This window comes from Paenibacillus sp. B2(2019) (assembly GCF_008370385.1).
GTDB lineage: Bacteria > Bacillota > Bacilli > Paenibacillales > Paenibacillaceae > Paenibacillus_AQ.
Window position 1 is genome coordinate 222,681 of the sequence record NZ_VTZR01000025.1, and the last position, 18,844, is coordinate 241,524.

15 protein-coding genes are annotated in these 18,844 nt (G+C 42.9%); 9 read left to right on the forward strand and 6 right to left on the reverse strand.

What is annotated here, in order from left to right; genetic code table 11:
* Nucleotides 1–4 precede the first annotated feature (4 nt).
* The 4 genes from PAENI_RS26145 (at nucleotide 5) to PAENI_RS26160 (ending at nucleotide 6,138) form a co-directional block, all read left to right on the forward strand.
* Nucleotides 5–2,059, forward strand: a complete 2,055-nt coding sequence (locus PAENI_RS26145) for a serine hydrolase domain-containing protein (protein WP_149647265.1) — start codon at nucleotides 5–7, stop codon at nucleotides 2,057–2,059.
* A gap of 76 nt (nucleotides 2,060–2,135) precedes the next feature.
* Nucleotides 2,136–3,308, forward strand: coding sequence for a serine hydrolase domain-containing protein (locus PAENI_RS26150; RefSeq protein WP_149647266.1), 1,173 nt, complete (start codon nucleotides 2,136–2,138; stop codon nucleotides 3,306–3,308).
* A 127-nt stretch (nucleotides 3,309–3,435) separates the two neighbouring features.
* Nucleotides 3,436–3,990, forward strand: a complete 555-nt coding sequence (locus PAENI_RS26155) for a DUF1700 domain-containing protein (RefSeq protein WP_149647267.1) — start codon at nucleotides 3,436–3,438, stop codon at nucleotides 3,988–3,990.
* 78 nt (nucleotides 3,991–4,068) lie between these two features.
* Entirely contained in the window at nucleotides 4,069–6,138 is a 2,070-nt protein-coding gene (locus PAENI_RS26160; RefSeq protein WP_149647268.1) for a serine hydrolase domain-containing protein, read from the forward strand.
* Nucleotides 6,139–7,121: 983 nt separating this feature from the next.
* Here PAENI_RS26160 and PAENI_RS26165 read toward each other — a convergent pair.
* Together PAENI_RS26165 and PAENI_RS26170 are read right to left on the reverse strand one after the other, a co-directional pair.
* On the reverse strand, nucleotides 7,122–7,334 hold the full coding sequence (locus PAENI_RS26165) for a hypothetical protein (RefSeq protein WP_076283489.1): 213 nt from the start codon (nucleotides 7,332–7,334) through the stop codon (nucleotides 7,122–7,124).
* Nucleotides 7,335–7,433: 99 nt separating this feature from the next.
* Nucleotides 7,434–7,946, reverse strand: a complete 513-nt coding sequence (locus PAENI_RS26170) for a MogA/MoaB family molybdenum cofactor biosynthesis protein (RefSeq protein WP_149647269.1) — start codon at nucleotides 7,944–7,946, stop codon at nucleotides 7,434–7,436.
* A gap of 172 nt (nucleotides 7,947–8,118) precedes the next feature.
* Between PAENI_RS26170 and PAENI_RS26175 the strand changes: the two genes are divergently transcribed.
* The 3 genes from PAENI_RS26175 to PAENI_RS26185 all read left to right on the forward strand — a co-directional run bounded on the left by PAENI_RS26175 (nucleotide 8,119) and on the right by PAENI_RS26185 (nucleotide 10,292).
* Nucleotides 8,119–9,144 carry a CobW family GTP-binding protein gene (locus PAENI_RS26175; RefSeq protein ID WP_149647270.1) on the forward strand — a complete coding sequence of 342 codons (1,026 nt, stop codon included), beginning with the start codon at nucleotides 8,119–8,121 and terminating at the stop codon, nucleotides 9,142–9,144.
* Between the two features lie 94 nt (nucleotides 9,145–9,238).
* The gene (locus PAENI_RS26180) at nucleotides 9,239–9,586 is read left to right on the forward strand and encodes a four-helix bundle copper-binding protein (protein WP_042128424.1); all 348 of its coding nucleotides are present in this window, start codon (nucleotides 9,239–9,241) and stop codon (nucleotides 9,584–9,586) included.
* Nucleotides 9,587–9,827: 241 nt separating this feature from the next.
* On the forward strand, nucleotides 9,828–10,292 hold the full coding sequence (locus PAENI_RS26185) for a hypothetical protein (protein WP_042188942.1): 465 nt from the start codon (nucleotides 9,828–9,830) through the stop codon (nucleotides 10,290–10,292).
* On the opposite strand, the gene PAENI_RS26190 is transcribed toward PAENI_RS26185, so the two are convergent.
* From PAENI_RS26190 to PAENI_RS26200, 3 genes are all read right to left on the reverse strand, one after another.
* Nucleotides 10,284–11,522: a winged helix-turn-helix domain-containing protein gene (locus PAENI_RS26190; protein WP_149647271.1), complete on the reverse strand. Its 1,239-nt coding sequence runs from the start codon at nucleotides 11,520–11,522 to the stop codon at nucleotides 10,284–10,286. The two genes, PAENI_RS26185 and PAENI_RS26190, sit on opposite strands and share 9 nt — an antisense overlap.
* A 107-nt stretch (nucleotides 11,523–11,629) precedes the next feature.
* Nucleotides 11,630–13,717, reverse strand: a complete 2,088-nt coding sequence (locus PAENI_RS26195) for an ABC transporter ATP-binding protein (protein WP_149647272.1) — start codon at nucleotides 13,715–13,717, stop codon at nucleotides 11,630–11,632.
* Between the two features lie 47 nt (nucleotides 13,718–13,764).
* Nucleotides 13,765–15,513, reverse strand: a complete 1,749-nt coding sequence (locus PAENI_RS26200) for an ABC transporter ATP-binding protein (RefSeq protein ID WP_149647273.1) — start codon at nucleotides 15,511–15,513, stop codon at nucleotides 13,765–13,767.
* A 546-nt stretch (nucleotides 15,514–16,059) separates the two neighbouring features.
* Here PAENI_RS26200 and PAENI_RS26205 point away from each other — a divergent pair.
* Entirely contained in the window at nucleotides 16,060–16,377 is a 318-nt protein-coding gene (locus tag PAENI_RS26205) for a HesB/YadR/YfhF family protein (protein WP_149647274.1), read from the forward strand.
* Between the two features lie 77 nt (nucleotides 16,378–16,454).
* Here the strand turns inward: PAENI_RS26205 and PAENI_RS26210 are convergent, their stop codons facing one another.
* Nucleotides 16,455–16,970 carry a hypothetical protein gene (locus PAENI_RS26210; RefSeq protein WP_042128412.1) on the reverse strand — a complete coding sequence of 172 codons (516 nt, stop codon included), beginning with the start codon at nucleotides 16,968–16,970 and terminating at the stop codon, nucleotides 16,455–16,457.
* 124 nt (nucleotides 16,971–17,094) lie between these two features.
* On the opposite strand from PAENI_RS26210, the gene PAENI_RS26215 reads away from it, so the two are divergent.
* On the forward strand, nucleotides 17,095–18,843 hold the full coding sequence (locus PAENI_RS26215) for an ABC transporter ATP-binding protein (RefSeq protein ID WP_076298844.1): 1,749 nt from the start codon (nucleotides 17,095–17,097) through the stop codon (nucleotides 18,841–18,843).
* Nucleotide 18,844: the final 1 nt, after the last annotated feature.

The following is an 18,844-nucleotide window of genomic DNA, read 5'->3' on the forward strand; positions in this document are numbered from 1 at the left end:
AATAATGAAGAAGATGGTTTCCGTAGTAATGACTGCTATCCTTTTTGCAATACCAGTCACCCCTGCATTTGCTCTAACGAATAATGATACTGTAAAAGAAAAGGCACAGAAGCTGGCTTCGAAGATCACGTCCGATTATGGTGCAAGTGGATTGCAGTATGCAATTATGGATCATGGATCCATTGTTTTATCGGATAGCGCTGGTGTCTACGATAAAGCGACCAAGAGTCCGATAACCAAAGAGACGATGTTTGGAATAGGCTCAGTAAGTAAAACGTATGTGTCTGCTGCAACGATGATGTTAGCTGATTCTAATCAAATTGATATTGATCAACCACTAACCACGTACATTAAGGACTTTAAAATGGCAGATGAACGATATAAAGAGATTACGCCACGCATGTTGATGAATCATTCTTCAGGTATTTATGGTAGTCACTATGGGAATAGTTTTTTGTTTGATGATAATGATACGAAAAATCATGATGAATTATTGGTCAAATTACAATCAGATAACTTAAAGTCAAACCCCGGCGAATTTTCGGTATATTGTAATGATGGTTTTCAACTACTTGAAATCTTAGTAGAAAGAGTGAGCGGTTTAAGTTACAGCGAATTTCTTAAAACCCATATTAGCAAGCCTCTTCAATTAACCTCTACCCAAACACCACGTGATTCGTTTGATAGAGACAGACTCACAAAAACTTATTTTCCCGGGATCGATCAAGCTTTACCCACCGAGAATGCCAATCTCATTGGGACAGGAGGCATCTACTCCACGGCCGAAGAAGTAAGTAAGTTTGCTGAAGTATTAATCGGGAATCGAACGGATATTTTATCTGAGAAGTCAGCAATGGCTATGCAAAGTCATGAGTATAGAAAGGGTGTGTGGGTTTCTGAAGAGACAAACACCATTAATTATGGCCTGGGTTGGGATGCCGTCCGTTTAGCACCATTTAGTGATTACGGAATAACCGCATTATTCAAAGGTGGAGATACGTATATGTATCACGCTGCTTTGACTACCCTACCCGAACATGACATTTCTATAGCTGTACTTTCATCGGGAGGTAGTGGTATTTACAATAGTATATTTGCATCTAATATTTTATTAGAATATATAAGCGCCAAAGGTATCATTAAAGAAATCCTACCTGACAAAACATTTGAACCTCCATTGAAAGTGGACATGCCATCCGATTTGCTTGCTTACTCTGGATTATACGGTACTGTAGGTAAAACGGTAAATCTGGAGATAAAGAACGGAGAGATTGATTTACCCGATCTAGGAAATGGATTGCTACCGCCTCAAAAATATGTATATACGGGCAATGGACAATTTAAAAACAACGATGGGAATGCAACCATAAGCTTTGACCACCCGAAGAATGGAACAACCTATTTAAAACTTAACGCTTATACGGATACTCCAGGATTAGGTCAAACAGTTGCGGTAACCTACGAATATCAAAAATTAGATTCCAATCCTCTAAATCAGTCAACTAAAACGATATGGGAACATCGAAATGAAAAAAACTATTACTCTTTGGATGAAAAGATAACTTCAATGTTGTATTTGAGCAAAACGCTTATGGCCAAAAATATATCCGTTGATATCAATCATGGATACGCATCCGGCACTAAAATTGTTGACGAGAATAAAGCAGTAAATGTAATTGAGATTCCTACTTTGAACGGAAGAGATGCTTTCGATTTGAATTTCTATAATGAGAACCATAAAGAGTATTTAAAGATCGACGGACAATCCTATATAAGTGAAGATGCTATTCGACCCATTTATGAAGGGAACGACTCGTTTTGCAGAATACCATCGGGTGGTCAGGCTGTATGGTATCAAATTGATGATCATTCAGCCAATCGTGTCATGAACGTTGAAACTCCAGTAAGTGGAGGATTTGCCGTTTATGACGCAGATGGAATCGTTGTGAACTTTTCAAAGGCAACAAGCACTCATTCTGTAGTTCTACCTGAAGGTGGGATGATCGTTTTTGGTGGTAATGAGGGTGATAAATTTAAAATTAATTTAATGAATAAATAGACGAATCAACTTTGTAAAACAACAATTAGGAAGATGATTACAAACTTACAATATTAATTGAGAAGAGGAATGCCTTATGAAAATACGTAGTCAAATTACATTTGCAAGTCTGGCCCTTTTAATAACTGGAAGTTCCTTGCTATACACATCGCCAAGCTCAATTGTAAAAGCAGAACCCACTCAAAATGTATCTAGCTCGTTACAAACAACAATCACTCAACGAGATCATAATTCCGTCAAGCAAGCAATGCGGGATACTTTGCAACTTGGATTCCCGGGGATACTTGCTAAAACTTCTGAGGGTGGAAAAACGTGGGGTTATGCCGCTGGGGTAGCGAATCTGAGCACCAAGAAACCAATGGAAACAGATTTTCGATTTCGCATTGGCAGCGTGACGAAGACGTTCACCGCAACGGTTGTACTTCAATTAGCTGGAGAGAACCGCTTAAATCTAGATGACTCCATCGAAAAATGGCTACCAGGTGTCATTCAAGGAAACGGATATAATGGTAAACAAATTACCATCCGGCAGATATTGAACCATACAAGTGGTATCGCTGAATACTCAAGATTCAAAGGCGTAGATTTTATGGATACGAAAAAATCGTATGCAGCTGAAGAAATAGTGAAGATGGGGATTTCTCTGCCCCCAGACTTTGTCCCAGGAAAGGGCTGGTCTTATTCAAACACAGGATACGTATTACTGGGTATTCTTATTGAAAAAGTAACCGGAAACAGCTACGCGGAAGAAATTGAGAATCGGATTATTGAACCGCTTGAATTATCGGATACATTCCTACCTGGCAATTCAAGCGTTATTCCAGGCACTAAGCATGCTCGGGGATATTCCCAACCAGACGAAGCAAGTGAGATAAAAGACGTTACTTTTTATAATCCAAGTGCAGGTAGCTCGGCTGGAGATATGATTTCTACTGCTGATAACTTAAATAAATTCTTCTCTTCCTTGCTTGGTGGCAAATTACTCAAGAAACAGCAACTAAAACAAATGCTTACTACAGTTCCTACAGGAAGAGCAGGAATCGATGGATATGGTCTTGGAATCTTTGAAACTAAGCTGCCAAACGGTGTCTCGATATGGGGACATACAGGTGGCATTCTAGGGTTTTCTACGATTGCGGGAGGTACACTTGGAGGCAATCATACGTTGGTCGTCAGTTTGAACAGTTTGGGTAGAGATAACAGTCCTAATCCGTTTAAAAGTATTTTACTTGCTGAATTTAGCAAGTAGGCAAAAATGGAAAATGAAAAATTCGGATAAATCAGGAAATCTGCGCAAATCAAGGGGGTTGGTCCCTTATTTGAAGATTATGATAATTTATTAACAGCTATATCAGTAATCAAAGGAGAGTTAAATTATGGATAAAATTATGAATGATTATCTAATGAAAATTGAAAATCGTTTGAAATCGATGTACGATTCCGAGCGTATTGACATTTTAAAAGAAATCAAAAGTGTAATACTTGAATTGCAAAATAATGGTGTATCTACTGAGCAAATCATCGAACGGTTAGGAAGCCCAAAAGAATTAGCGAAAGTATACTTAGGTAAAGCCATTTCAATGAACAGTAAATTTAGTTGGCGTAAATTTGGTGCAATATTTGCTCTTTGTAACAGTTTTGTAGGTGTCAGTGGTATGTTACTCTTGCCGTTCATCAGTACTCTTTCCATTGCTTTAATGATTGGTGGAGTTATTACGCCGATAGGCGGAATTGCTAAATTTGTCGGACAACATATGGGATTTGATATTGGGGGAATAACAATCGAAATGGGAGCATTTACACCAAGCCCAATATATTCCTTGCCAATTTCTATTGTGATTGGAGTGTTAATGTTTTGGTTTGGGAAAGTCTTATGGAAGCTTACTATTAAATATATTCAGGCAATTAGTCAGAAAAAGAAATTAATATAATGAACGGCGCGACGGTCATTCATAGACCAACCGTACCCCGATTTCTGTATACTAATTTCATTGACGGAGGATTTTCTAATGCGTAAAAAAAGAGTTTCGATAGTGCTCGCTGTAACGCTAAGCACGTCTCTAGCTGTGACTTACTTCATTGCTTTGGTCGGAGGGTATAGTGTCAGTGCGGAACAGCTCCCTCTTAAGGGGCAAATAATCACAGCGATTCAGATTGCAGCTGTTCCTGCTGCTCCAAGCGGTCCGGTTGACCCCAAAGAAGTGGAGGTCTTCGCGGACAATTACTTTGGGAAAAGCCTGAAGAAGTTCAATGTTCCGGGCGCCATGTTCGTCGTCGTTCAGGACGGACAAGTGGTTTTATCCAAAGGATACGGGTATGCAAACAAAGAAAGCAAAACCCCAGTTGATTCCAATACCGTTTTTCGCATTGGCTCCATTTCTAAGACGCTTACAGCTGCGGCGGTGCTGCAGCTTGCAGACCAAGGGAAGATCAAGCTGGATCAGGACATCCAATCATATCTCGGAGGTATCACAATACCAAATTCGACAGGTAAACTGCTAACTTTGGAAAATATGCTGACCCACATGACGGGGTTCGATTTCCCATATGAAAAAGACGATGACGCCTCGCCCGATCTTCTCAATCAAGAGAATTCTCTTCGAGATTTCTTAATGGATCGAATGCCAACCATCGTCCGGACACCGGGGGAAGCCTACCAGTATGACGATTATGCTTTCGCTTTAGCGGGATATGCCGTGGAACAAGTTACCGGGCTCCCTTTTCATGAATACATGGATAAAAACATCTTTCAACCACTCGGCATGAATTCTTCCCATGATCTTGTAACCCCAGAGCTTAAAGCCCGAATGGCTGTAGCTTACGATCCGGAAGGCACGCCATATCCGGAGTATGGCCTTTATCCTACGGATATGCCTCAGGGCGGAATGTTATCCACCGGAAGCGATATGGCTAAATTCATGATCATGCTTCTACAAAAAGGAAAGGCCGGAGATCGGCAAATGTTAAGTGAACAAAGTGTTCAACGAATGAGCAAGTTTTCCGTTTTCGCTCATCCGGCTATACCTATTACAAGCTATGGATTTGAAAGCATTTTCAATGAACTGTCGAATGGTCAGTATGTCGTCAGCAAAGGTGGGAACATCCCCGGACATGCCTCTTTTACATGGCTACTGCCCGAGCGCAAAACAGGGATGTTCGTCATTTATAATAATGATTCCGAATTGCGCTCGGATTTGTATGCTGCTTTTATGGACCATTATTATCCGAAAAGCACTGAGATGCCTGAATCGGTATCACCTCTTACAAAACAGCAAGCCGCGCGTTATGTCGGATTATACAAAGACCTGCATACCCCGTCATTTGTGACTAGAATTACGTACAATAACGGACAACTTGTAGCGGAAGACAGATACAAATTGGGGAATGGCAAGACTACCTTGAAAAAGATAGATTCCTTGTTGTTTATGGATGACCACGGGAAGAAAATAGCATTTCTTGAACAAAAGGATGGCGGTATTGCTTATATGTATAGACCCTCCAAGTCACCGATAGCCTATTCGTCCAAAATACAGGAAAAAGCGTTGTTTTCGGATGTCTCGAAAGAAAGCCCCTACCAACCGTCTATTGAAAAGCTCCATTCGCTTGATATCATTAATGGAAGAGATGGGCGCAGCTTTGACCCCAAGGCGTCCGTGACCCGTGCGGAATTCATCATAATGCTGCTGCATGCTTTCGGCTATCCGCCCTCCAAATCGAAATCCGGTTATACGGATATCGAACACCATTTTGCCTTCAAAGAGATACAGGCAGCGGTCGAGCAGCATTGGTTGGGGGGGGAGACCGGAGGCCGATTTGAACCGGATCGCACGATAACTCGGGAAGAAATGGCCATCATCTTATCGCGCATTCCTCTTCCATGGCCGCTTGGCGATGAGGTCCGATTGGCAGGGAAAACCGATGAATCGGCTATCAAGGCCGTAAGCAAGCTTGTTGCTGCCGGAGTTACGGATCCAGTCACAATAACCAATTCTGATGGTTCAGTCGATTTCCGCTCCAAAGAACCTTTGCTTCGCCAAGAAGCCTCCTATTTCATTGACAAGATTCTATTTGTTCCTTAATCGCTTATCGGCCGTTACAGCCGCATTCGCACCATGACGGAATCTCCAACCATGACTAACTTGTTGTTTCTTTCCAGTTTTATTTTTCCCTAAATATGGGGCAATAGAAGGCGGTTGAAAGAATCTGCCTACGCTATTGCCCCTTTACAATGATTAGGAGATAATTACCTCATTACGAAACACATTCATTTTCTCCACTGTCTTATATTCAGCTGGAGAAGAAGCTGTTATCTTAATTGACAACTTATAGAATATGCCTTGAGGTTAAAAAAGGATGGCCATTTTTTGGGGTTATGCCTTTTTTTCATTTCAAGGCTTTTTTTATGTCCAAAAACATGAAAAGGGGTGGAGAAGAATGAATTTGAATTCTCGGATACTAAAATCAATTATAGACATAAGAAAAATACGAGATGAGTGCGAGATAGGCTCCTTCAATAATGTGTCCAAATGTAAAGGTCCAGGGAGAGGCTCTAAGATTGGCCTTTTGGTTTCTTTTCTCCTTTCATAGATTTCATTGTTCTAGGTATTGTCTTTGGAGAACGAGTAGACTATCAAAGGTTTCTTTACTGACCGAATATAATAAATAGTTTCCATTACGTTCCGACATGACTCTCCTAAAGTGAGGATGTTCTCTTGGAGTGTAAGGGGCATTGTTTCGTTGAGATCTAGCGCCCACTGCAATCGTTTCGGATGGTGCTTCCGGTTGATAGAAGACATGTAGACTACATAATAATTCGTGAAAAGGGCTGACGATCGTTTTGATTTTTCGATTTAATGTTGGGAGTGAGCTCATCTCCTTCCTTTCCGATTAACCGTTTAGTTAATCAAAAACCACTTTCGCGTAAAGTGTTCAAAGTTATAGGTTGAACGGTCGATGTTGTTAAATGTTTTTTCACAGAAAAAAAGCGAGAGAAGACCCGATGCATTTAGCACGAGTCTGTCTCTCATTTATAGGGGACTTTTAATAGTGTTGTGAAGTAGAGTTATCTTCCGCCTCTAGGCATCATGGAGTTATCCACAAATACATCTTTAACAGAATAGGTGTAGCAATGGCGAGGTACGGGTACACAGTGGTGACGTCTTACGATTTCAATTGGATGAATCACATTTACTACTTGTGGGTGGAAGTGATCTTGATAAACCACCTTAGGTGGGTCAGTAACCGTTTGGGCTGGGCATTTTGGACATTCAGACATTTCCTTCAGCTCCTTTTATGTGTGGACTTACCGTATTATACGCACAGAACAAAAGCCTGCTTGGTTGTTTGTCTATTGTATTTAAAAATGGGTATTTGCTTAACGCTTGTAAATTTCACGCATAACATGGCGAAGTTCCGGGATAATTAGCCGTTCCATAGCCAGTTTTACGGCTCCAGTAGAGCCGGGCATAGAAAAGATAGCGGTCTTTCCCATGGTGCCTGCAATGGCTCGACTAAGAATAGCTGCCGAACCGATGTCCTCTGTGAAGCTTAGCATCCGAAAAATCTCACCGAATCCAGGTAATGTTTTATCTAGCAAAGAGGCAACAGCTTCATACGTCGTATCCCGTGGAGAAATCCCTGTTCCACCTGTCAGGAGTACAGCTTCTATTCCGGCGTGGTCAACACACTTATACAATAGCTCACGAATATCCTGATAATTGTCTTTCGTAATGGTGCTGCCTATCACTACATACCCGGCTTCTTCGAGCATAGATTTAATCAAAGCTCCTCCGGTATCTGTTTCAATAGTTCTGGTGTCCGAGACAGTAATGATATAGCAGGAAACGGTTTGAGGCGCTTCTTTCCGATGTTCTTCAACAGATGACAAATGGCTCAACTCCTAGATTAGAGATGTTATCATGATAGGGTATGGCAGAAGTAAAGACAAGCTTACTTGTACTCACAGAATTCAGCAGGAATTTGGGGTGCCGCTTGCGTGCTTCGCGCGCATGTAGTACACTCGCTACACATAACTGTAATTTGCTGGGGAGCGATGAAACATGGAACAGGTCGTACCTGTGTATATATTGTCAGGATTTCTGGGGAGCGGCAAAACAACACTGCTGCAGCGCCTACTAGATCATTGGAAAAATCAGGGTTTACGCCCTGCAGTAGTGATGAATGAGCTGGGTGAAGTGAATTTAGATGGATTGCTAGTTGAGCAAACTGTCCCTATGGCAGAACTACTTGGTGGATGCATATGCTGTTCTATCCGAAGTGATCTTAGTACAGAACTCGCAACACTGATCAAGAAGGAGACTCCAGATGTCGTAGTGATTGAGGCAACAGGTGCTGCCAATCCGCTGGAAATTGTGGATGGCGTAACTGAGATTTCATTGTATCAAAAAGTAGAACTGAAAAGCTTGATCACCGTCGTTGACGCCGCGCATCTTCTTGAACTGTATCGCGCACAGCAGGGGGCAACTTATCGTTTGATGCAGGAGCAGATTCGCTGCGCTTCTTTCTTGCTATTGAATAAAATTGACCGTGTAACCGCTGAAGAGGCGGAGGAGGTTAACGCTGTACTGCGGAAATGGAACGCTTATGCACCCATTCTGCCAACTGTGCGTTGTGAGGTGGAACCGGAGGAACTGCTGCGTGATGCAGGTGGAGTTCTTACGGATAAACAGCTGGAAGAGGTTGAGGACGCGCGCGAAAGCTTCTTGCATGATGAAGATGAATACACTATTGGTGGCACGCATACTAGCCACGATCATGTGATGGCGTACACACATTATTTTAAACGTCCAGTAAACAGTGAAGAATTCGAACAGTTCGTTAAGGAATTGCCGCGTGATGTTTATAGAGCTAAAGGTATTGTGACCTTTAATGACACCTCCAGCCGGTTTCTTTTCCAATATGCCTATCGTGAAGCTGATTTTATGAAAATCACACCACAAGGCGAAGTGCCTGACGTTGCCGTATTTATCGGCGAACATTTCTCATCAAATGAACTGCGTACTAGGTTACTGGAGATGGAGGGACGTACCTTCGTTCGTCCTAGTACAGTTAAGAGAAGTCTATAATCAGATCTCTTTGTCAGAAGTTGTAATGGTTCATTCCTAATCTTGTAGGTTAATAGTATCGCATACCCTATAAAAATACAGGAGGTTTAAGGCTATGACCCGAATTCAATATCAGGAGTGCATTGACGCTTGTTTAGAAAGTATGAATGCCTGTAATTATAGCTATGTCTCAAGCCTAAAAGAATATGATCTTGCTTCTCTGCGTGAAAGCATGCGGCTAGATCGTGAATGTGCGGATATTTGTTCATATGCCGTACAAGCGATGACTCGCCAAAGTCCGTTTGTAGCCGGAATTCTCCGTCTGTGTGCCGAAATTTGTGAAGCCTGTGCAGATGAAAGCAGCAAGCATATACATACACATTGTCAGGAATGTATTGATGCCTGCCGTAGATGTGCTGAGGCGTGCCGTTTGATTAGCGATGCGGTTGAAGTATACGCGTAAGGTTGTATACCCAACCTAACTATATAATAAGCAAATGACCAGACCATTGCTGTGGATGTACAGCATGGTCTGTTTTTCTTTTTAGCACAAGGCTAGATTAAATTTCGTTTCTAGAAGAGGAAATATGTAGGGAACTGGAGAATTAACAGTAGATATAAAGCGAACATAAACTTCTCCGAATCACCTGGATGATATCAGTTTATTATAGCTCTGGCAGGCCGAACAGAAGTGGAGGGGAAAGATGAAGCATACACAAGTACCAGAGAGTGAACAATCCAAGGAGTTATTTGCGTATTTTGGACTAGCAGTTTATTATGGTCAAGCTCTAGAACAGCAGTTGACCAATTTGTTATTGCTCACCAAATTATCACAAGGGAAGACGCCCACTGAAGCAGATCTGACTGATTTGTATCAGCGAAAACTCAGCAATTCACTCGGTCAACTCATCAAAGAAATCCAGCATCACTTTCCTTTCTCAGAGCAAGAAACCGCTCAGCTAGAAGAAGTGTGGAAGCAGCGTAACCATATCGTTCATGATTATTTCAAGGAACGGATACAAGAAACGTTCACCCCCGCTGGAAGGGCGAAAATGATTGAGGAGTTAAAACGATTCAAAAATAAAGCAAGAAGGCTAGAGATCAAATTACAAGGTTATTGTACAGAAATGTTCACGAAACTGGGGTTAGAAGAGGAGACTTTACACTAATAACCCTTCTAATCCGCACTCCTCAACAACCTCCGGTCTAAAATGAATCTTAGAAGCTCTAACGCAGCGTGACAGTGCAGATAGAGCTTCGCCTAATGCCGGAAGCATCTCTGGCGTTAGGTGTTCACCCGGTTCCCACCACCAATTCATAATGTTCAATGTTTGGCTCTTTTTATCCATCACCGGTTCAAATCTCGCAATAAAACGATCATTATATAATAAAGGCAGTACATAATAACCATACTCCCGTTCCAAGGCTGGTTTATAGACTTCCCAGCGGTAATGAAATCCAAATAATTGTCGGGTCAGCTCTCGATCCCATATCAAGTTATCGAGTGGAGCTAAGACAGCCGCAAACGAATAACTTGAATGCCTCTCAGCATCTTCAGACTCCTGCTGTATTACAGCTTCTAAAGTTAGAGCGTCCATGCTACGGATGTAGAGTGGAAGCTTAATACCCTCCACTAGAACTTCTCTGAGACTGTCTGCCATTAACAGTCTTTGAATCGCTTCAGTACGTTCCTTGCTCTTTAGACCAGAAATTCCAAGCCATCCGTCGCCAGATTTATTCCATAAAAGTCCGATGCTACCTATTCTACGCAGCACATACCAATCATGAAATTGTTCATCAGTGGGGTTAGGGTCTTCAGTGTTTAAAAGATTATGAGGAAGCAGGCGTTCAGTGAAATCGTAATACCGGCGGGTATGAACACGATGATGAACGACTACTTCCCCCCAAAAGTACATACTTTCCAAAGCGGCCCGGGTTAATCTAGCCGGAGCCCAAGCCCAATCCACCTTATCCTTACCATCTAGATCCAGAGAGGAGAGGGGACCGCGCTTTAATAGCTCTTCACGAACCTGTTCTACTGTAGCCATTACTGGCTCATTGGCCCGATGGTGTGTGGCTGATGCCTCTCTTCTACGTTTAAAATAAGGCCAGTCCTCTGTACAATAAATGGACATGTTCTTGTCCCAGCCATCTATTAGAAGTCGGTCTTGATACAGTAGCTCTTGGGCTTGCTCAGGTGTGAAACCGGGAACTCGTGCTTGGAGGACAAGCTCATGGTTATGGCCTGCGATGTTAAGTGGATCATATTGGATACAGCCTACGTGACGAACATAATCATAAATACTAAGTTTACCTGCAGGGAGAGCGCTCCTAGTTAACTTTTGGTGAGCGAGGAGAAAAAGTCGAGCTTGCTTCTTAGTTATAGTGTATGTACGCATCAAAAGCCTCCTTCACATATATGTATTATTTTTCATTTTACAGAACAAGCGTTCTAATATCAAGTATAGAAAAACCCTGAATCACTGAATGTGACTCAGGGGATCGATTACATCTTCTCTAACGATGGTTGCAAGCTGCCTAACGAAGGTCGGGAGGGTGCACCATTGTTATTATCTATGCTGTTAGAACCAGCACCTACTTGTAGCTGGTACATCCGGAAGTATCTACCGCCGAGTGCCATCAGCTCATCGTGGCTACCGCGCTCTACAATCTCACCATGATGCAGAACAAGAATCTGATCTGCACTGCGAATCGTGGAAAGACGGTGTGCGATGATGAATGTGGTGCGTCCTTTTTTGAGGACTTCTAATGCATCTTGAATGACGCTTTCTGTCTCCGTGTCGATATTGGAGGTAGCTTCATCAAGAATCAGAATAGCTGGGTCGAAGGAGAGCGCTCTGGCAAACGAAATCAATTGCCGCTGACCTGCAGAAAGGGTGCTCCCTTTTTCAATAACCGGTTCATCAAAACCTTGAGGAAGGTGGGCCAGCAATTTATCTGCTCCGACTTCCCGTAAAGCCCGTTCAACCCGTTCGCGTGAGATTCGTTCATCCCCCAGGCTGACATTGGAAGCAATAGTACCAGTGAAGAGGTAAGGGTCCTGAAGAACAATCCCCATGTGATTGCGTAGCCATTGCTTCGGAATATCTGTAACCTTCTGGCCATCAATCGTGATTTCACCTTTCTGTGGATCATAGAACCGGAATAATAAGTTGATGATCGAGCTTTTTCCGGAACCGGTGTGACCTACTAGAGCAACAGTTTCGCCTGGACGTGCTTCAAAGGAAATATCGCGAAGGACGAAGTCTTTTTTATAAGCAAAAGAGACGTTCTTAAACTCCACTTTTCCTTTATAGCGCGGCATGGAACCATCGGTAACATTCTCCCCAGGCTCATCCATAAGAGTAAACACACGACCCGCAGACACCATAGAAGTGTCGAGGTTTGCAAGCTGATTCACCATACCTGTAATCGGTTGGAACAAACGTCCAAGCACATCGACGAAGGCGTATAGAACACCTAAAGATACAAATGTAGAACCCGTAATACTGCCATGTCCGAAATACCAAAGCACCATCACAAAAGAGAGACTGCGTAGAGAGTTCACCAGGTTGTGGGAGGTGAAGGCATTCAGATTCAGCATTTTATTCTGATATTTCAAGTAGTCATCGTTCAGATGCTCAAATTCTTCACCAAGCTGCTTCTGACGGCGGAATATACGAACAATGGACATTCCTTGAATCGATTCATTAATGATAGCGTTGATCTCACTCAGACGGGAGCGGATGATCGTATTGTATTTTGTAGCGATTTTGCGGTAGAGCACGATCCAAAGAATAAGAATCGGGATGATGAACAAGCTGATCAGACCTAGCCGAACATCGAGCAAGAACAAGGCGATGTATACACCAGTAATATTAATAATACCAGTACTGAAATTAGAGAGAACGGCAATAAATAGATCCTTAATCGCCTCGGTATCATTAGTTACACGTGACACTACCTTACCTGCTGGCAAGTTGTCAAAAAAGTAAACTGGAAGTCGCTGGATATGCGCATACACATCTGTTCGTAGTTTTCGGATTACCTGATTCGCCGAAGATTGCAGCCAATAGGTTTTACCGAATTCGGCAAAGATCGAGATGACCAGGAAGATAGCGTACAAACCGACCAGCTGATAAATACCAGGGAGCTCTGGTTTGTAAAAATCAAATAGTTCATCCGCTGAAAGTTTAACCGCAGGATAGATGACTTCATCCTGGCCGCGCGTGATATGCATTTCACCATTACTGAACTTTCGCTCACCATCGGACTGTGTTACGGCTTCATTGATAAAGTAGAAACTTCGTCCCGATTGAAGAATGCGAATTTCTTGACCCTTAGCTTCCCAGGGTTCAAAACGGTCTCCGCGTTTGTAATAAGCGTTGTTATACTGAACCGCCTCATCTGGTGATGTAGTACTAAAATAAGGCTTTTCGATGGCCAACATATGATTGTCAATCATGCTTTTGGCAATAAATGGACCTGCCAGTTCAGCCGCTACCCCGATGGAGAGGAGTAGAAGGGCTGCGATAAAGGTTTTTTTTGCGGTCAATGCGTATTCAAGCAGGCGTTTGCCTGTACTCTTTGTCAACGGTGACACCTCCTAAAAGTTTTGCTTAGTCATAGCTAGTATGTCTTTTAATCATTCGATAAATTATTCTCTACTTGCTGCCGGTCATACTGCTCGCGGTACCAGCCATTCATATCCAGCAGCTCTTGATGGGTACCACGTTCCACGATATGTCCGTTATCAAGTACGACGATCATGTCGGCATGTTGAACAGCAGAGAGGCGGTGCGTAGAGATCAATGTAGTCTTTCCCGCACGCTCTTGGCGAATATTCTCAATGATCTGAGCTTCAGTACGAGCGTCAACAGCGGATAAGGCATCGTCCAGAATCAATACATCTGGATTTGCGATAAAGGCTCTGGATAAGGATACACGTTGTTTTTGTCCACCGGATAAGGATACTCCACGTTCACCAACCAACGTATCTAAACCATCGGATAATGTTCCTAAGTCATTTTGGAAGGCGGCAGCTGTGATAGCTTTCATGATCGTATCATCATCCGCGTTGTCTAGACCAAATTGAATATTCTGACGTACTGATTTGGAGAACAGGATCTGTTCTTGAGGAACATAACCCATCCAGCTGTGTAGCTGATCCAATGAAATCTGTTGAATCGGAACTCCAGAGATGAGAATTTCACCATTACCTGTCGGATATTCACGAAGCAGCTGTTTGAGGAGCGTTGACTTACCGCTTCCCGTACGACCGACTACACCTAGTGTTTGCCCTTGGTTTAAGGTCAGACTGACATTGCTTAGATTGTCAATCGTCGATGAGGGATAACGGAAGGTCACATCGTTAAGTTCAATCCGGGTAGGATTAGCAACTTGAACCGGATTGGCAGCACTTTGAACATCCGCTTTGGAGTTTAGCGTCTCATCAATACGTTCGAGAGAAGCGCCACCACGTTGCATGATGTTAATAAGCTCTCCAATAGCGAACATTGGCCAAACGATCATTCCGAGGTACATGTTAAAGGAGACAAGATCCCCTAGGGTGATCTGATTACGGAACACAAGATAAATCCCATAGGTAAGACCGATAATGTAGCTGAGCCCTACGCAGAACCGAATCGTCGGTTCGAAGAAGGCATCGACACGGGCGACGGCCATGTTCTTGTTGTATACATCTTCTGTAATATCTGAAAATCGCTTCTCATCAAGTCTTTCTTGTACATAAGCACGGATAACTCGCACACCTGAGACAGACTCGAGAACCTGATCATTCATATTTCCGAACGCATCTTGTGCTAAGCTGTAACGATCATGGATCGCTTTACCATAAAAAATCATAGCTATTGCAATTAGTGGTAATGGTAAGACAGCTGCAAGTGTCAGCTTCCAGCTGACAAGAAAACCCATTGCGAATAGTACGACAGTGAGGTAAATTGTAGAATCCACCAGGGTGAGCATCCCGAATCCAACGGTAGCTGAGACAGCTCTGATATCATTGGTTGCCCGAGCCATCAGGTCGCCGGTTCTATTGCGTTCGAAAAACGACGGGGTCATGGTCATCAAATGATTCATAAATCTCGAGCGCAGGAGGCGCTCTACGAGGTTGGAGCCTCCGAATAATTTGTGCATCCATATGTAGGTAATCCAATAAATGACTAGCAGCAAAATGAGGATCATACCGATATACTTGGCTAACGATGCGGTAGTAATAGAACCGCGTACTATGTCGTCAATGGCATTGCCTAGCAGACGTGGGGGGAATAATTCAAGAACACCTACACCAATAAGTAAGATAAGGCCAATCAGGTAACGCCTTTTTTCTCGGCGAAAGAACCAGCCGAGATTACGGAGAACGGAGAACAAGTAAATCCCTTCCTTTCGAGTTAAAGTACTAGCTGTGATGTTGGAAAAAAGCGCAAGTGGTTATCTCAACAGCCAAGAAAAAACGACGTTGTCGTCCTTCAAAGATGACAACCGACAAAAAAGGCATATCATCCGAAAACGGACGATATGCCTGTAATTTACAGCTATCATGCGCACGGTGCTATACAGCACCAGGCATGTGAGAAACCTTCAAGAACTAAAGTTATACGATCAATTACACTCGCAGGGAACTTCAGGATGGTTTCACCACTTGGGCTGCTTCGGTATTCAGTTGATTTGAAATTCCAACAATAGTGATATGATATGGCTGTAACTTCGTAAACACCGCGCTCACCCCTTTCATTGATTTAATAATAACTTTTGGTAATAACTAGTAGACCGTTAGTTATGTTCAGAGTTTATCACTCGGTTCGCAAAGTTGTCAAACTAATTTTTGAGGAGCTTGGGAAAACATTAATTGTATAAAGGTATTTGAATATCGATTCATTTTCAGTATGATTAGACTATACAAAGGAGCTGAGAGAGATGAACATGGAAATTAGTCAACCAGCGGCAGCTTGGTTTAAAAGAGAACTGGATCTTAAGAATGGAGACTATATTCGTTTATTTCCCCGCTATAGCTCGGGAGGTGGACTTCACCCTGGTTTCTCACTGGGTATCGGGACGGAGGCACCAGGACGTCCGGCAATACAAGTTGAACAAGACGGTATTGTGTTCTACATGGAAGAGCAGGACTTATGGTATATGGAAGGTTACGGCTTAACTATTGTGTATTCTGAGGCAGACGATGACATTGAATATAAGTATGAAGCCAAATCGGTGCCTGGCGGAGTACAGGTTTAAATGTCTTAATTTTGTTTTTTTTTACTAATGTGAAAAGCCCTTGCCAAAAGGCAGGGCTTTTTCTAGTGTTAATATAATCAGTGCGAATTGCGAAACGTTTCTTCCTCCATAGCAAAATCGAAATCGTCAATGTCGTATACTTGAACAGGGACTCCACCTTCAATAATGCGTTGAATCAGCTCGAATTGATCTGTAAGAATAGGCACCTTCTCACGTTGTGAGGACAATAGAAGCTCCGTTTCGATAGGATCAAACGTTTCGCCGTAGACAGCGGTATCCATGCTGTTAATGATGGTAATCTTTGATTGTCCGCCTAGTAGAATACCAGAGCTTTTTGCCCAAGGAACAGCCAGACAGCGGTTGATTTTTTTAGCATTAAGTGGCTCTTCAAAATAGGCAATGAGCTCACCAATCTTGAGTTTGACATGCTTGTCATCATCTGGACGGTTCATTAACGGATCATCACTGTCCCGCAGTTCGTATAATTCCATCACGGTCGTATAAGGCACTATATATTCTACAGGGCTGCTCGATATGAGAAGCTGGCCGTAAATCGCCATCATGACGGCTTCCGTCACAAATTGTCTAGACATCTTTATCCTCCTGAAGTTCGGGTACTGCTATCGTACTTATGGACTTAAAAATATAAAAACACTGTAGAGCGCAAAAGTCAACTGTACTTAGCAACTCAGTAAAGAGAAAGGACAGAATATCCCTGTGAAGCAATGGAAATCATATTTTACTTTTGTACGGCCTTACATGAAATGGATTGTGTTTACGCTCTTTATAGGTATGATCAAGTTCAGCATCCCGTTGACACTGCCTATGATTCTGAAATACGTAGTCGATGATCTGCTGATGAACCCTGCCATGAGTGCCCAGGAGCGGGTATCGCAATTGATGCTCATCCTCGGAGGCGCTTTTGTTTTATTCGTAATTGTAAGGGGACCGGTGGAGTATTACCGCCAGTATTTTGCCCAGCTGATCACAAGTAAGATATTGTTCGATATGCGGAATAAGCTATACAGTCACTTACAGCGGTTGTCGCTGCGGTATTATCAGAATACAAAAGTGGGCGAAGCGATTTCAAGATTTATAAATGATGTGGAACAGACCAAAAATTTAGTAGAAGTCGGAATGATGAATGTATGGCTGGATTTATTTACGCTAGTGTTTGCGCTTGGTTTTATGTTTTATTTGAATCCAGTGCTGGCGCTAGTATCTATCGCTGTACTTCCGTTTTACGCCTTTGCGGTAAGTAAACTATATAAACGTCTTAAGGTGTTAACGAAAGACCGTTCACAGGCTCTCGCTGGCATTCAAGGCTATCTTCATGAACGGATTCAAGGCATTTCGATCATCCGCAGCTTCACCATGGAAAAAGTGGATCAGAAGCAGTTCGAAGATATCAACGGTAACTTTCTCAAAAAAGCGATGGCTCAAACTCGTTGGAATGCGATTACCTTTGCGATTATTAACACACTAACGGACATTGCACCACTGCTAGTCATCGGATACGGTGGTTATCAAGTGATTCATGGCAATTTGACTGTGGGAACCTTTGTTGCTTTCTTCGGCTATCTGGACCGGATGTATGCACCGCTGCGTCGATTGATTAATTCCTCGACAGTGCTCACGCAAGCCTCGGCTTCCCTTGAACGGGTGCTTGAGCTGCTGGAAGAGCCTTATGATATCGTGGATAAACCGGGAGCAAGACCTCTGACGAATGCACGTGGTGAAATTGATTTTCATAATGTTTGGTTCAAATACAACGAAGAGAATGATTGGGTACTGAAGGATATTAATTTAAGTATCAAACCTGGTCAGACGGTCGCTTTTGTTGGAATGAGTGGTGGCGGGAAGTCCTCTCTCATAAGCTTGATCCCGCGATTCTATGACATAAGCAAAGGTAGCCTCCAGATGGATGGTCAGGATATACAGGGTTTGACGCAGGAGAGTTTGCGAAGAGCTGTTGGGATGGTGCTTCAAGATAATTTCTTATTTAGTGGGTCTGTACGAGATAATATCTTGTTCGGCAATCCTAATGCTACAGAGGAGCAAGTCCTCTCGGCGGCGAGAGCTGCCAATGCGCATGATTTTATTGAGCAGCTGCCGCTAGGCTATGATACAGAAGTGGGAGAACGTGGAGTGAAGCTGTCCGGTGGGCAAAAGCAACGGGTAGCCATAGCAAGGGTGTTTCTTAAAGACCCAAAGGTTCTTATATTAGACGAAGCTACGTCAGCACTGGATCTGGAATCAGAGCATTTAATTCAACAAGCGCTGCAATCCCTCTCGTCGGAACGAACTACACTAATTGTTGCGCATAGACTGTCTACCATTACACATGCTGATCAGATCGTGGTGCTTGAGAACGGTGAAATCACAGAACGTGGTACACATGAGGAACTAATGGGACTGGACGGAAGTTATGCGAGATTGTTTAACGTACAGCATTTGGATACATGAT

Coding starts and splice junctions, on each gene's coding strand:
- PAENI_RS26145 (WP_149647265.1), top strand. CDS start 5: ATGAAGAAGATGGTTTCCGTAGTAATGACTGCTATCCTTTTTGCAATA.
- PAENI_RS26150 (WP_149647266.1), top strand. CDS start 2,136: ATGAAAATACGTAGTCAAATTACATTTGCAAGTCTGGCCCTTTTAATA.
- PAENI_RS26155 (WP_149647267.1), top strand. CDS start 3,436: ATGGATAAAATTATGAATGATTATCTAATGAAAATTGAAAATCGTTTG.
- PAENI_RS26160 (WP_149647268.1), top strand. CDS start 4,069: ATGCGTAAAAAAAGAGTTTCGATAGTGCTCGCTGTAACGCTAAGCACG.
- PAENI_RS26165 (WP_076283489.1), bottom strand. CDS start 7,334: ATGTCTGAATGTCCAAAATGCCCAGCCCAAACGGTTACTGACCCACCT.
- PAENI_RS26175 (WP_149647270.1), top strand. CDS start 8,119: ATGGAACAGGTCGTACCTGTGTATATATTGTCAGGATTTCTGGGGAGC.
- PAENI_RS26180 (WP_042128424.1), top strand. CDS start 9,239: ATGACCCGAATTCAATATCAGGAGTGCATTGACGCTTGTTTAGAAAGT.
- PAENI_RS26185 (WP_042188942.1), top strand. CDS start 9,828: ATGAAGCATACACAAGTACCAGAGAGTGAACAATCCAAGGAGTTATTT.
- PAENI_RS26190 (WP_149647271.1), bottom strand. CDS start 11,522: ATGCGTACATACACTATAACTAAGAAGCAAGCTCGACTTTTTCTCCTC.
- PAENI_RS26205 (WP_149647274.1), top strand. CDS start 16,060: ATGAACATGGAAATTAGTCAACCAGCGGCAGCTTGGTTTAAAAGAGAA.
- PAENI_RS26210 (WP_042128412.1), bottom strand. CDS start 16,970: ATGTCTAGACAATTTGTGACGGAAGCCGTCATGATGGCGATTTACGGC.